Origin of the sequence: Campylobacter sp. LR264d, from assembly GCF_008633895.1 — a bacterium.
In the GTDB taxonomy this organism is placed as follows: domain Bacteria; phylum Campylobacterota; class Campylobacteria; order Campylobacterales; family Campylobacteraceae; genus Campylobacter_D.
In genome coordinates, this window is sequence record NZ_VJNT01000024.1 from 16174 (window position 1) to 28623 (window position 12450).

Here is a 12450-nt window from a genome sequence, read left to right on the forward strand (position 1 = left end):
TTAGATATAATGAAAGCTATGAATTATATCAATTTTCTTAAAAGAAATAAAAATATTAGAATTTTAACCTTTATACAATTTATAGTATATTTTGGGGCTTGGTTTTCTCAAACTGGGGTCTTTACCCTTTTAATAACCCTAAATGCTCCAACTTGGGCAATTTCTACAAGTGCCTTTTTAGCTTTTGTACCTGGAATTTTACTAGCCCCAATTAATGGCATTATAGTTGAAAAAAATAAGCCAAAAAATTTACTTATAATAACTGCTATTATTGAGTTTTTTTCTATAATTTTTTTAGTATTTATCACAAATTTAACTATGCTTTATATGCTTTTTATACTCATATTTGTAAGGCTTTGTGTGGCTGAAATTTATTTTCAAACGCAAATGAGTTTAGTTGCTAAAATTTTAAATAAAGATGACTTAAAACTAGCAAATGAAATTTATAGCATTATTTGGGGTCTTTCATACACTACGGGCATGGCAAGTGCTGGAATTTTCATATATTTTTTAAATATCCAACTAGCCTTTATTTTTGATGGTATTTTAATAGCCTTTGGCGTTTGTTTATTGCTTTTTTTAAGGATTCCAACTTTTAAAAAAAGATTAAATCACAAAAGCTTAAAAATGATAAAACAAGGCATTGCTTATATTTTTAAGCATAAAATCATTTTACATTTAATTATTTTACACGCAATAATAGGCATTACCACCTATGAAACCTTAATCACCCTTTTAGCAAAGCATAATTATAAAGATGAATTATCTTCTAGCTTAATTATAGGCTTTTTAAATTCGGTTAGGGCAATATCCTTAGTCTTTGGTTCTTTTATATTAAGTAAAATCATTAACACAAAAAGGCTTAATCTTTTTTTCATAGGTCAGGGCTTTGGGCTTATTTTATGGGCGTTTTTACAAGAAAATTTTTATCTTTCTTGTATTGGTATAATGATGGCTGGTTTTTTTACCTCTTCTTTATGGTCTTATACTTTAATGCTTATACAACATTACACAAACAAGGAATTTCATGGTAGGGTAATAGCCTATACAAATATGCTTTATCTTAGCGTTAGTGTTTTGGTTAGTATAATGACAGGGTTTTTATTTGAGTGTAATTTAGGCTTAAATTTCATAACTGCTATCTTTGGGTCTATTTTTATAATAGCTAGTTTTTACTGGACCTTTTTTTATATTAGATATTTTAAAGTGGCAAGGTAAAATAAAAATTCTTAGGTTCTTTTTCAAAGCTAAGTTCTCCACCATGGGCGTTAATAATTTCTTTTGAAAGGCAAAGTCCTAAGCCATTTCCTTTAAGCTTGGTAGTTTTAAAGGCCTCAAAGACCAAATTTTCATCCTTGATATTAATGCCATTATCAAAAACCCTAATATATAAAATTTTATCCTTAATAAAGCTTTCAATACGCATTTTTCCATTTTCATTATCTGCTTCTTCAATGGCATCAATGCCATTATAAATTAAATTTTGCAAGACTAAGCTTAAAAGGGCTTTATCAGCCTTTATATTAATATCTAAAAAATCCATTTTAAATTCTATATTTTCACTAAAATTATAAGAATTTATAGCTTGTTCGCATTCTTCTTTTAACTCTATTAAATTAAATTCATTTGCATTGATATGAACGCCCTTTGTAAAAAGCAAGGTGGATTTTACAATCCTTTCTACTCTAGCAATGGCCTTTTGAATTTCTAAAACTATGTGTTTATTTTTTAACTCACTTCTTGAAAAAAGTGTTGAGGCCAGTAAGGATATAGAACCTATTGGATTTCTTATTTCATGGGCTAAATGTGCAGCCACACTTCCCATGCTAACTAATCTTTCATTCCTTTTTTCATCGCTTATATCAGTGGCTGAGATAATTGTTTTATCGCTTTGTAATATAATTTTTACTATGTAAAATTTGCCCTTAAATTCAAGCTCAAAATGGCTTTTATCAAGGCTTATTTTATCAAGCAATTCAGCATTTTTAATGGCCTCGTGATTTTGTAAAATGATTTCTTTTTCAGGGCTTAAAATCCATAAAGCAGTGGGCAAAACTTCGATAATCTCACTAACCATAGCCCTTAAAGAATTATAATTTTCATTTAAAATTTTATACTCATTTTCTATAACATAGGTTTGTTCTATTAAGCTTTCAAGCCCTTTTTGCAGGGTTTCTTTTTCTCTTGAATCAAGACTTTTTAATATATGTTCGTTCATTTTTTTCCTTATATAAGTTTTTTAAAGGCATTTAAATCATATAAAAGTACATTTTTTTCCGCACTTTTGTCAAATTGTTCGCTAAAGCCATTTTTAGAAAAAAGTATATAATAATCAGGTGTTAAATTTAGCCTTTTTGCCTTAAATTTTAATTGATTTAATATATTTTTACAAATTTTTTTATGTTTAAATTTAACCTCGCCTATAAAACACAAATTTTCATCCTTATAATAAACATCAAGTTCTAATTCTTTATTCCAATAACTTTGCACATTTAAAACCTGAAATTGTTCTTCTAAATACTCACAAGCAAGTTGTTCAAAACAAAAGCTTTGATAATGTTCTAAATTTAATTTAATATCATTTAAAACAATGTCAAACTCGCCCTTTAAAATCAATTTTTCATTTGATTTTAAAAAGCGAAAGAAAAAACGTGTAAAATTGTCCTTAAATACTAGTTTATCTTGTATCACATAGCTTCTTAAATCTTTTTTAAGCTTATATCTTTTATCTTTGAAAAATTTCTCTTCCTTGCTTTTTTCAAGCTTTAAAATACCTAAATTTAACATTTCTTGCATAATGCTAAGGCCTTTAAAATGGCTAATCTTACGCAAGATAGAATATTTTTTACGACTATTTTTTGCTAAAAGGTTAAGGGCGTAAGAACTAATGGCATTAAAATTAAAATCAGCATTTATTTTTTCGTAGTTTTTTAAGAGTAGATTTTCAATATCTAAAAAGAGTTCCCCCGTAAAATTTTCTACATTTAAGCCACCAAAAACCGAGTAAAAATCAATTATTTGATTAAAGCTTAATTCCTTATGTGCATTTGCAAAATGACTTAATTTTATAATCTGCCCTTTTTTGTAAAGTTTATATTGTATAATTTTAGCAAATTTTTAAAGGATTTGTGATTGAAAATTACTGATTTAAAAAATGATATAATTTTGAAAAAAAATACCTTATATTTTGATTTTGCAGCAAGTGCTTTGGCCTTAAAAAGCGTAGAAAAAAAAATTCGTTTAATCTTACCATATTATGCAAATACACACTCAGATAGTGCCTTAAATTCCTTTAAAATGCAAGAACTTTACGAAAATGCAAGAAATACCATAAAGCAAAGTTTAAATTTAAGTAAGGATTTTGCAGTTATTTCGTGTGGTACGGGTGCTAGTAGTGCTATTAAGAAATTTCAAGAATTAATGGGAATTTATGTAACACCCTTTATAAAAGAAAAATATCTAAAAAATATTGATAAAAAAGACTTACCCCTTGTTATAATAGGACCTTACGAACACCATTCAAACGAACTTTCGTTTAGAGAAGGACTTTGTGAGTATGTAAGAATTCCTTTAAATTTGAAGGGGGAAATAGACTTTGTAAGCTTAGAAAATACCCTAAAAAAAAATGCAAAAAGAAAGATTATAGCTAGTTTTTCTTTGGCTTCAAATGTAACAGGAATTTTAAGTGATTATGAAAAAATTTCTTCTTTGATTAGAAAATATAAGGGTATAGTAGCCTTTGACGCATCTTCTTTTGCCCCTTATAAAAATATATCTTGTGATTTTTATGATGCCTTATTTATTAGTTCGCATAAATTCATAGGAGGGGTGGCAGGTTGTGGAATTTTAGTTATTAAAAAAAAATTATGTGGGATTAAACCAAGCTTTGCAGCAGGAGGGACTGTTGGTTATGTTTCAAGAACAGGGCAGGATTATTTGTGTAATGAAGAGGCCTTAGAAGAAGGAGGAACACCTGGAATTTTACAGTTAATTAGAGCAGGTCTTGCCTTTGACATTAAAGATAAAATAGGGCTTAACGCAATTAATCAAAAAGAAGAAGAATTAAAAACATACTTTTTTGAAAAGGTCTTAAATTTCAAGGACTTAGAACTTTATGCAAAGAATTTAACAAATAGACTTTGTATTTTTTCTTTTAATATAAAGGACCTTTCACCTTTTGATTTAGCATATTATTTAAGTAAAAATTTTCACATTCAAACTAGGGCAGGTTGTGCTTGTGCAGGACCTTATGGGCATGATTTATTAAAATTAAAAGATAATCAACCTTTAAAATTTAAGCCTGGCTGGTTAAGGGCCAGTTTGCATTATACACATGAAAAAAAGGACGTTGACTATTTTTTTGATAGCTTAAATAAAAGCGTTAATAAATTAAAATTTTAAATTTTATATTGAATTTACTTTTGAGTGTTATCATTTTATCGTTTTATTTATAATCAATAAAGGAGACAAAATGATAAATAAAAACAAACTCTTTCGTCAAATTCACATTTATTTAAGTATCTTTTTCTTGCCCTGTGCCCTACTTTATGCAATAACTGGCATTTGTTATATAAGCGGAATTCATGATGATGTTGGTATGAAAACTAACACTTATACGCTTAACAAAGCTATAAATAGTGGGGAAGAAAGATTGACCTTAATGGAGTTTTTAAAAGAAAACAAGCTTAAACTTCCAAAAGATGAGTTAATAACTAATAAAAAAAGAAAAAGCGATGAAATAAGCATAGGCTCACTTCATTATAGTGCTAGTATAGCTAAAAATGATGAGAATTCTTATACTATCACTACTCAAACAAAAAGCTTATTAGGCGATATGATTTTGTTACATAAAGATAAGGGGGCGTGGTATTTTTCTGTAATGGGTATAGGCTTTGGACTTTGTATGTTAGCCCTTTATGTATCAGGTCTTATAATCACATTTTTTGCTATAAAAAGGGATAGAAATAAGCAAATTTTAACCTTTATTTTTGGCTGTGCAGTTACCTTTTTACTAGGGTATATAAGTATTTAAGTTTTAAATTAACTATTTTTTGCTAGAATACTCGTTTTTAAAATGGACAGATGGGTGAGTGGCTGAAACCACACCCCTGCTAAGGGTGCAAGTCTTAATCGGGCTTCGAGGGTTCAAATCCCTCTCTGTCCGCCACTAAGTATTTATCTCTTTTTTGAAATTTATTAACTTTAAATTGCTTTTTAACATTCTTTTAGCTATTATATAAAAAAGGTGAATAATGAATTATTATATTTTATATTTTAGGCTATGTAATGAAGTATAGTGATGATAGACGCAAGCTTCAACAAACACATGAAGATTTAATTAACGCCAAGAAAAGACTAAAATTGTCAAGGGTAAAACAAGCACAAGAGGCAAAATTTGCAAATGAAAAAGATGACCTTGATGGAAAATTAATCACAACTATAATTTTAATATTGATAATAGTAGCTTTATTTGAGATTATATCATAACTATTTTAGTTATTTAAAAACGGATAAAATATGCTAAAATATGAAAATTCATAAGGAGAAAAAATGAAAATAAAGCTAAATAAACAAGATTCAAAACTCTTAAAAAAACTTGCAAAAAATTTAAATTTAAATAAAAAGGGCGTTCTTGCTTATCTTATCTTAAATGCCCAGTATAAAACCTATGAAAACAAGGACTATAAAATCGTTTTATTAGAAGATATCAAAAAAAACATACAAACCATAAAACAGCTAGTATATCAGGAGATGAAAGGCTTAAAAAAGCCTATAAAAAAAGATAACTAAATTTGTGTAAATTCTACACATTTAATTTTTATGCCTTTCTTTAAGCTTAGCTATGACTTCATTTAAGCTTAAATTTGCATCGCTTAGTAAAACACTTAAATGAAAAAGTAAATCTGCACTTTCATTTATCAATTCATTCTTATTTTTAATTGTAGCAGCAAGGGCCGTTTCTACACCTTCTTCGCCTACCTTTTGGGCTATTCTTTTGGTGCCACTTTTAAAAAGTTTTGCTGTGTAAGAGATATTTTCATCTGCTTTTTTTCTTTCATTTATAAGGCTTTGAAGCCTTGATAAAAATACAAAATCAGCCTTTTTTGATACCTCTTCAAAGCAAGAAATATTGCCTGTATGACAAGTAACTCCTACTGGATTTGCTAAGATTAAAAGCGTATCCTTATCACAATCAAGCCCCATATCAATGATATTTAAAAAATTTCCACTCTCTTCACCCTTTAACCATAAGCGATTTTTAGTGCGTGAAAAAAAGACTACTCTTTTTTGTTTTAAACTCTCTTCTAAGGCTTGTTTATTCATATATCCAAGCATTAAAACTTCACAACTTTTAAAATTTTGCACAATTACGGGTAAAAGATTATTTACCTTTTGCCAATCAATACTATTTATAAATTCATTCATTTTTAATCCCTAACAATGATATTTTCAGCCTTTAAATAGGCTTTTAATTCTTTTATATCAATTAATTTTTTATGAAAAATACTAGCAGCTAATGCCCCATCAACGCCTATTTTAAAGGCATCTAAAAAGTGATTAGCGTTACCAGCTCCACCACTTGCAATTAGTGGAATTTTACAAATCTTTCTAACTTTTTGTAATTGTTCTAAATCATAGCCATTTTTCATTCCATCTTGATTCATCATATTAAGCACAATTTCACCAGCCCCTAAATCTTGCACCTGTTTTACCCATTCAAGCGTATTTTTTCCACTATGCTTACTAGTTTTTTCATCGCCTGTATATTGAAAAACCTTTAATTTTCCTTCCTTATCTTTAAAGCTATCAATTCCTACAACTACGCATTGAACGCCAAAACTTTTTGCAAGGGAGGTTATTAATGAAGGATTATTAAGTGCAGGGGAGTTTATGGAAATTTTATCAGCCCCATTTGCTAAAAGTTCTCTAGCATCATCCTCGCTTTTAATGCCACCTGCTACGCAAAATGGAATTGAGATATTAATAGCTACTTTTTCAACCCAAGCCCTAGAAATTCGCTCCTTTCTAGCACTAGCAGCAATATCATAAAAAACTAACTCATCAATGCCATTTTGTGAGTAAAATTTAGCTAGTTCAATTATATCTCCCATATCCTCGTGATTTTTAAATTGAGTTCCTTTTACAACTCGTCCATCCCTTACATCTAAACAAGCTATAATACGTTTTGCTAACATTATTAAACCTTTTTCAAAGTATTTTAATAAAAATTTTGTAAATTCTAGCCTAAATTTTTAAATTCTTTAAAACTTTCATCTAAATAACAATTTTGCAAACTTCTTTGAGAAAATAAAAATCTTCCATCGCACACAAAGCCAAGTTCTTGCCAGTTTATGTTATTTAATCTTTCACAAAGTATTTTTAGAGTTTTTGAATTTGTCTTAAATTTTGGAAAAATGGCTAGAATTGAGCCATCATAAGCCTTGCATTTATGCAAGAAAAAGGGTCTTTTATTACGCGTTTTAGTATTTACATAAATGCGTGGCAAAGAACTCTTATAATAATTCCTACCCCAACACCACCAATTATTTTCATTAAAATTTCGAATTTTTCTTTTTATAAGCATTGATTTAAAATTATAAAGGCAAATTTTGCATATTTTCCATAAATCATTTTTTTAGTTTTGCCTGTTTTGCAAGTAATTTAGCCCACAAAGTCCATATTGCCAAGTTTTTCATTAGCAAAAATTTTATCAGCCCCGCTAACTGCACCAACCTTAACAAAAAATAACTCATTAAAGGGCACAAAATACGTTTTTTTTATGAAAGAAATTTGTCCATTAAGGCAGGTAAATTCCCTTAAACAACTAGTAAGCCTTGTAAAATTTCCCTTTTCAAAACGCCATATAGCACAATTTGGCTGGGCGTTATTAAAAATTTTCTTATCACCTAAATCAATAAAATTAGTAATGCTTCCTTGATTAAATATAAATTCATTTAATTTAACACTAGAAGTACTTTTTAAAAAATCCCTAGGCGTTATAAAGATAAGTTCGCCCCTATTATTTAAATGCAAGATACTCTTATAAATAAAAAATAAATATAAATTTGAGTGCAAATCAAAAATATCCTTAAAATTTTTTAGCAAGGACTTAGTAGAATTTAATATATCTTGATAGCGAACATAGGGAGGATTTCCTATTATAGTGTCAAATTTTTCATTTTGATTAAGGTTAAAAAATTCATATGTAAGATTTTTTCATCCTTAATTATTTTTATCAATTTCTATGCCGATTTTATTTTGTGGTAAATGCTTAAAAACGCCCCATTGCCACAACTTGGTTCTAAAAAACGACCATTATTTTTAATCAAGCTTATCATTTTTTAACTATATCTTGTGAAGTAAAAACCTGTCCTAAATTTGTGGTATTAAGCATTTAAATTTTTAATGATAAAGCTTAAAGCAAGACCCTAATCCCATCTTTAACGCTAAAACTTCCATCTAAAAGGGCCTTTCCTACTATAACGCCAGAACAAATTCCTTTTAATTTTGCCAAATTTTCAAGATTATTAACGCCACCTGATGCTTGTATATATAAGTGCGAAAAAATTTCATTTATCAAATGATAAAGCCTAGTATTAGCCCCTTGCATAGTACCATCCCTTGAAATATCCGTACAAAGCAGGTATTTAAGCCCGTGTGGTGCGTAAAATTCAAGCACTGATAAAAGCTTTTTATCGCTTACTTCCTGCCAAGCATGTGCTGTTACAAAAAAATCATCGTCCTTAGGAAATACATCAAGGGCTAAAACTATGTTTTCATTGCTAAAATGTTGCAAAATTTTAACGCATAAATCAGGATCTTTAATAGCAAGAGAACCAACAATAACCCTACTTACCCCGGCATCTAAAAGATTTCTTACATCTTGAATACTTCTAATACCTCCTCCAACTTGCAAGGTTACATTTATATTTGAAGCGATTTTTTCAATGAGTTTAAGTTGCCTTTTTGCTGGATTTTTAGCCCCATCCAAATCCACTAAATGAAGGATTTTAGCTCCCATGTTTTCGTACTCTTCAAGCTTTTTTAAGGCATCAAAACTATATACTTTTTTTTGTTCATAATCGCCCTTTACTAAGCGAACTACTTTGCCATCTATTAAATCAACAGCAGGAATTAATTGCGTACTCATTTATAGCTCCTTTATAAAATTTCTTAATAATATCTCGCCAGATTCAGCACTTCTTTCAGGGTGAAACTGCACTCCGTAAAAATTATCTTTGCAAATACTAGCACTAAAGTTTTGAGAATACTCACAACTTGCAATAGTGTATTTATTAATAGGCACTAAAAAGCTATGTACAAAATAAAAAAATGCCCCATCAAGCCCCTTAAAAAGTGGGTGATCGCTTTTTATATCATTCCAGCCCATATGAGGATAGGTAAAATTATCTTTTTGTTCAAATTCTATAACTTCAAAATTCATTATCCCAAGTGTTTTTTGATTAAGTTCCCTTGAAAAAGCACCTAAAAGTTGCATTCCAAGACAGATTCCAAGCAAGGGCTTTTTTGTATTTTGTAAAAAATCAATAAGATTAAATTTTTTTAAATTTTCCATGGCCTTAAAAGCCGTGCCAACACCTGGTAAAAAAAGCTTATCAGCCCTTTGTAAAATGTCTAAATCCCTAGAAATTTCACTTTTTACACCAAGCCTATCAAGGCTAAATTTTAAAGATGCTAAATTCGCACAAGCTGTGTCAATGATAACAAGTTTCATATAAACCTCAATCTATAAAAATCGTATTTTACAATATTTATTTAAATTTGTATATCTATTTTAATTATTTTATTAAGTTGTAAATTTGAAACATTGTTAATAAAAGTAACATTTAGTATTAAAATAAAATTAAATAATAATGTTAATATTGTTTTTTTATTTAAATTTATTTATATTAATCACATAAAAATAATATTTAAGGAGTTAAAATGCAAAAGAATAAAAGACTAGCCCTAAGCAGACTAAGCAATTTTGTTTCTTTTAGAAACACTTTTGCCTTATGGTTATCAGCAATTGTGTTAATTTGTTACTATGGTTTTATGATAGGGGTTGGATTTTTCCCTGAAATTTTAGGATATCACCTAGGACCAAGCTCTATAACACTTGGGATTATAGTTGGTTTATTTATCATAATACTTGTCATTGCATTAACAGGAATTTATACGCTTTTTGCAAATAAATATCTTGATAAAGAACAAGAAGAATGCATAGAACAATTAAAAGAAAACGACCTTTTAAAAGACTTACAAGAGGGCAAAATACATTTTAAGGATTATCAATGAAAAAGATATTTTTTACGCTTTTATTTACAAATTTTTTATTTGCAGCAGGTTTTGATATAGATAAGGTAGAAAAAGGCGAGGTGAATATTATAGCTATTGTAATGTTTGTAGCCTTTGTTTTAATCACTCTTGGCATTACTTATTTTTCAAATAAAAAATCTCAATCAGCCTCTGGTTTTTACACAGCAGGAGGTAATATCACAGGTCTTCAAAATGGCATTGCAATAGCGGGCGATTACATGAGCGCAGCAAGTTTTTTGGGCATAGTAGCCCTAGTTTTTACAAGTGGTTTTGACGGACTTATTTATAGTATAGGCTTTTTAGTTGGTTGGCCTATAGTGTTATTTTTAATAGCAGAAAAATTTAGAAATCTTGGAAAATATACCTTTGCAGATATTGTAGCTTATAGATTATCAATAAAACCTATAAGGATTATTTCAGCAATCAGTGCATTAAGTGTAATAGTATTTTATTTAATAGCCCAAATGGTAGGGGCAGGACAACTCATTCAAACACTTTTTGGCTTACCTTACGCAGTAGCTGTTGTAGTAGTAGGAATTTTAATGATATGCTATGTTGTATTTGGTGGAATGCATGCTACTACCTGGGTACAAATTATCAAGGCTTGTTTATTATTAGGAGGGGCTACCTTTATGGCTATTATGGTTCTTTACCTTTCAAAATTTAATTTAACTTATTATTTTGAAAGGGCCATTGATAACCATGTAGCAAAAGATGCTATTATGAGACCGGGAGCCTTAGTAAGTGATCCAATTTCAGCGATATCTCTAGGACTTGCCCTAATGTTTGGTACAGCAGGACTTCCTCATGTTTTAATGAGATTTTTCACCGTGAAAAACGCTAGAGAGGCTAGAAAATCAGTATTTTATGCTACTGGTTTAATAGGATATTTTTATATTTTAACCTTTGTTATAGGCTTTGGGGCTATTGCCTTTTTGCTTACTAATCCAAGCTATGTGGATTCGGCTGGAAATTTTACAGGGGCTAGTAATATGGTAGCCGTTCTTTTAGCACAAGCAATAGGAGGCAATGTTTTTTATGGCTTTATTTGTGCAGTAGCCTTTGCTACTATTTTAGCAGTGGTAGCTGGTTTAGCTATATCAGGGGCTAGTGCGATAAGCCATGATTTATTTGTCAATGTTTGTAAAAATGGTAAGTGCGATGCAAAATTAGAAATGAAAGTAACAAGAATGGCTTCGATAGGACTAGGAATTTTAGCCATAATTTTAGGTATTGTCTTTGAGGGACAAAATGTAGCCTTTACTGTGGGCCTTGCCTTTGCAATCGCAGCCAGTGTGAATTTTCCTATTATCTTGCTTTGTATTTATTATAAGAATCTTACAACAAGGGGCGTATTTTTTGGAGGATTGGTATCTTTGATTTGCGTTTTAGCCATGGTTATTTTAAGCCCTAGTGTATGGGTTAAGGTTTTTGGCTTCACCCAAGCCATTTTTCCTTATGATTACCCTGCACTTTTTTGCATGCCGCTTAGCTTTATTTTAATTTATCTTATTTCTAAATTTGATAATAGTAAAAGAGCACTTGAAGATAGAAAGGGCTTTAACGCACAAGATTTTAGGGCACAAAGTGGCATAGGAGTAAGCCAGGCTATAAGCCATTAATTTAAAAATACCACTTCTGTGGTATTTTCACTCCACCCTTAAAGCTTTTTTCAGTGTAAATAACTCATCTAAAATTTTAACTATCTTTTCTTGTTCTTTTAGTGGTGGGAGGGGGATTAAAAAGGTTTTAATTTTTTCTTTACTTGTACCACCTATAATTCCTACTAAATTTTCCATAAATAAATTGAAAAAATACATACTTTGCAAAAAATAAAATATAAATTTTGAATTAGGAAAAATACTTTCAAAATTGCATAATTTATTACCATAACAAACATTTTGTTCTAAAAAACCTATTTTGCGTCCAGCATTACCACCTTCAAGGCAAAGTAAGGTTGAATTTATATTTGCGATTTTGAAATTTTTTATAAAATCATCAGTGATTTTTACACCATTTTCATAATTAATACTTGTATCGTTTTGTATATCTTTTGTTCCTATGTAATTTAAACCTTGTTTTTGATTTGTAAAATATTTTTCCTTTTGTGTTGCGTTAATGCTGTCGCCC

14 protein-coding genes, 1 tRNA gene and 1 pseudogene are annotated in these 12450 nt (G+C 29.5%); 8 read left to right on the forward strand and 8 right to left on the reverse strand.

Features of this window, described 5'->3' with window-relative positions; all coding sequences use genetic code 11:
• The first annotated feature begins 18 nt into the window (after window positions 1-18).
• Window positions 19-1218 carry an MFS transporter gene (locus tag FMM56_RS05795; RefSeq protein ID WP_150140921.1) on the forward strand — a complete coding sequence of 400 codons (1200 nt, stop codon included), beginning with the start codon at window positions 19-21 and terminating at the stop codon, window positions 1216-1218.
• On the opposite strand, the gene FMM56_RS05800 is transcribed toward FMM56_RS05795, so the two are convergent.
• Window positions 1202-2218 carry a sensor histidine kinase gene (locus tag FMM56_RS05800; RefSeq protein WP_150140923.1) on the reverse strand — a complete coding sequence of 339 codons (1017 nt, stop codon included), beginning with the start codon at window positions 2216-2218 and terminating at the stop codon, window positions 1202-1204. The two genes, FMM56_RS05795 and FMM56_RS05800, sit on opposite strands and share 17 nt — an antisense overlap.
• Before the next feature lie 8 nt (window positions 2219-2226).
• Window positions 2227-3018 carry a DUF234 domain-containing protein gene (locus FMM56_RS05805; protein WP_223810232.1) on the reverse strand — a complete coding sequence of 264 codons (792 nt, stop codon included), beginning with the start codon at window positions 3016-3018 and terminating at the stop codon, window positions 2227-2229.
• A gap of 114 nt (window positions 3019-3132) precedes the next feature.
• Here FMM56_RS05805 and FMM56_RS05810 point away from each other — a divergent pair, with 114 nt between their 5' ends.
• The 5 genes from FMM56_RS05810 to FMM56_RS05830 all read left to right on the forward strand — a co-directional run bounded on the left by FMM56_RS05810 (window position 3133) and on the right by FMM56_RS05830 (window position 5790).
• Window positions 3133-4401 carry an aminotransferase class V-fold PLP-dependent enzyme gene (locus FMM56_RS05810; RefSeq protein WP_150208020.1) on the forward strand — a complete coding sequence of 423 codons (1269 nt, stop codon included), beginning with the start codon at window positions 3133-3135 and terminating at the stop codon, window positions 4399-4401.
• A 70-nt stretch (window positions 4402-4471) separates the two neighbouring features.
• Window positions 4472-5032 carry a hypothetical protein gene (locus tag FMM56_RS05815; protein ID WP_150208022.1) on the forward strand — a complete coding sequence of 187 codons (561 nt, stop codon included), beginning with the start codon at window positions 4472-4474 and terminating at the stop codon, window positions 5030-5032.
• A 44-nt stretch (window positions 5033-5076) separates the two neighbouring features.
• Window positions 5077-5167, forward strand: a tRNA-Ser gene (locus FMM56_RS05820).
• 119 nt (window positions 5168-5286) lie between these two features.
• Window positions 5287-5487 (forward strand): hypothetical protein, encoded by a 201-nt coding sequence (locus tag FMM56_RS05825; RefSeq protein ID WP_150208024.1) that lies wholly within the window; start codon window positions 5287-5289, stop codon window positions 5485-5487.
• 63 nt (window positions 5488-5550) lie between these two features.
• Window positions 5551-5790 (forward strand): hypothetical protein, encoded by a 240-nt coding sequence (locus FMM56_RS05830; RefSeq protein ID WP_150140933.1) that lies wholly within the window; start codon window positions 5551-5553, stop codon window positions 5788-5790.
• 21 nt (window positions 5791-5811) lie between these two features.
• Here the strand turns inward: FMM56_RS05830 and hisIE are convergent, their stop codons facing one another.
• The 5 genes and pseudogenes from hisIE to hisH form a co-directional block, all read right to left on the reverse strand.
• Complete coding sequence (gene hisIE / locus FMM56_RS05835; RefSeq protein WP_150180525.1) at window positions 5812-6426, reverse strand: bifunctional phosphoribosyl-AMP cyclohydrolase/phosphoribosyl-ATP diphosphatase HisIE; 615 nt, start codon at window positions 6424-6426, stop codon at window positions 5812-5814.
• Window positions 6427-6428: 2 nt separating this feature from the next.
• Complete coding sequence (gene hisF, locus FMM56_RS05840; RefSeq protein ID WP_150140937.1) at window positions 6429-7196, reverse strand: imidazole glycerol phosphate synthase subunit HisF; 768 nt, start codon at window positions 7194-7196, stop codon at window positions 6429-6431.
• Between the two features lie 44 nt (window positions 7197-7240).
• Window positions 7241-8395 (reverse strand): annotated as a pseudogene (locus FMM56_RS05845) (Eco57I restriction-modification methylase domain-containing protein).
• A gap of 21 nt (window positions 8396-8416) precedes the next feature.
• Entirely contained in the window at window positions 8417-9151 is a 735-nt protein-coding gene (gene hisA, locus FMM56_RS05850) for a 1-(5-phosphoribosyl)-5-[(5-phosphoribosylamino)methylideneamino]imidazole-4-carboxamide isomerase (RefSeq protein WP_150140939.1), read from the reverse strand.
• Window positions 9152-9736, reverse strand: a complete 585-nt coding sequence (gene hisH / locus FMM56_RS05855; protein ID WP_150140941.1) for an imidazole glycerol phosphate synthase subunit HisH — start codon at window positions 9734-9736, stop codon at window positions 9152-9154.
• A gap of 209 nt (window positions 9737-9945) precedes the next feature.
• Here hisH and FMM56_RS05860 point away from each other — a divergent pair, with 209 nt between their 5' ends.
• Together FMM56_RS05860 and FMM56_RS05865 are read left to right on the forward strand one after the other, a co-directional pair.
• Window positions 9946-10299, forward strand: coding sequence for a DUF485 domain-containing protein (locus FMM56_RS05860; protein ID WP_150140943.1), 354 nt, complete (start codon window positions 9946-9948; stop codon window positions 10297-10299).
• Window positions 10296-11942 (forward strand): cation acetate symporter, encoded by a 1647-nt coding sequence (locus tag FMM56_RS05865; protein ID WP_150208026.1) that lies wholly within the window; start codon window positions 10296-10298, stop codon window positions 11940-11942. The genes FMM56_RS05860 and FMM56_RS05865 overlap by 4 nt, the downstream gene beginning before the upstream one ends.
• A gap of 27 nt (window positions 11943-11969) precedes the next feature.
• Here the strand turns inward: FMM56_RS05865 and FMM56_RS05870 are convergent.
• Window positions 11970-12450: restriction endonuclease subunit S (locus FMM56_RS05870; protein ID WP_150208028.1), on the reverse strand; the 481-nt coding region annotated here is incomplete at its 5' end.

Bases quoted from the DNA above. Each gene is read 5' to 3' on its own strand.
- FMM56_RS05815 (WP_150208022.1), top strand. From the start codon at position 4,472: ATGATAAATAAAAACAAACTCTTTCGTCAAATTCACATTTATTTAAGT.
- FMM56_RS05830 (WP_150140933.1), top strand. From the start codon at position 5,551: ATGAAAATAAAGCTAAATAAACAAGATTCAAAACTCTTAAAAAAACTT.
- hisIE (WP_150180525.1), bottom strand. From the start codon at position 6,426: ATGAATGAATTTATAAATAGTATTGATTGGCAAAAGGTAAATAATCTT.
- FMM56_RS05865 (WP_150208026.1), top strand. From the start codon at position 10,296: ATGAAAAAGATATTTTTTACGCTTTTATTTACAAATTTTTTATTTGCA.
- FMM56_RS05795 (WP_150140921.1), top strand. From the start codon at position 19: ATGAATTATATCAATTTTCTTAAAAGAAATAAAAATATTAGAATTTTA.
- FMM56_RS05825 (WP_150208024.1), top strand. From the start codon at position 5,287: ATGAAGTATAGTGATGATAGACGCAAGCTTCAACAAACACATGAAGAT.
- hisA (WP_150140939.1), bottom strand. From the start codon at position 9,151: ATGAGTACGCAATTAATTCCTGCTGTTGATTTAATAGATGGCAAAGTA.
- FMM56_RS05800 (WP_150140923.1), bottom strand. From the start codon at position 2,218: ATGAACGAACATATATTAAAAAGTCTTGATTCAAGAGAAAAAGAAACC.
- hisF (WP_150140937.1), bottom strand. From the start codon at position 7,196: ATGTTAGCAAAACGTATTATAGCTTGTTTAGATGTAAGGGATGGACGA.
- FMM56_RS05860 (WP_150140943.1), top strand. From the start codon at position 9,946: ATGCAAAAGAATAAAAGACTAGCCCTAAGCAGACTAAGCAATTTTGTT.
- hisH (WP_150140941.1), bottom strand. From the start codon at position 9,736: ATGAAACTTGTTATCATTGACACAGCTTGTGCGAATTTAGCATCTTTA.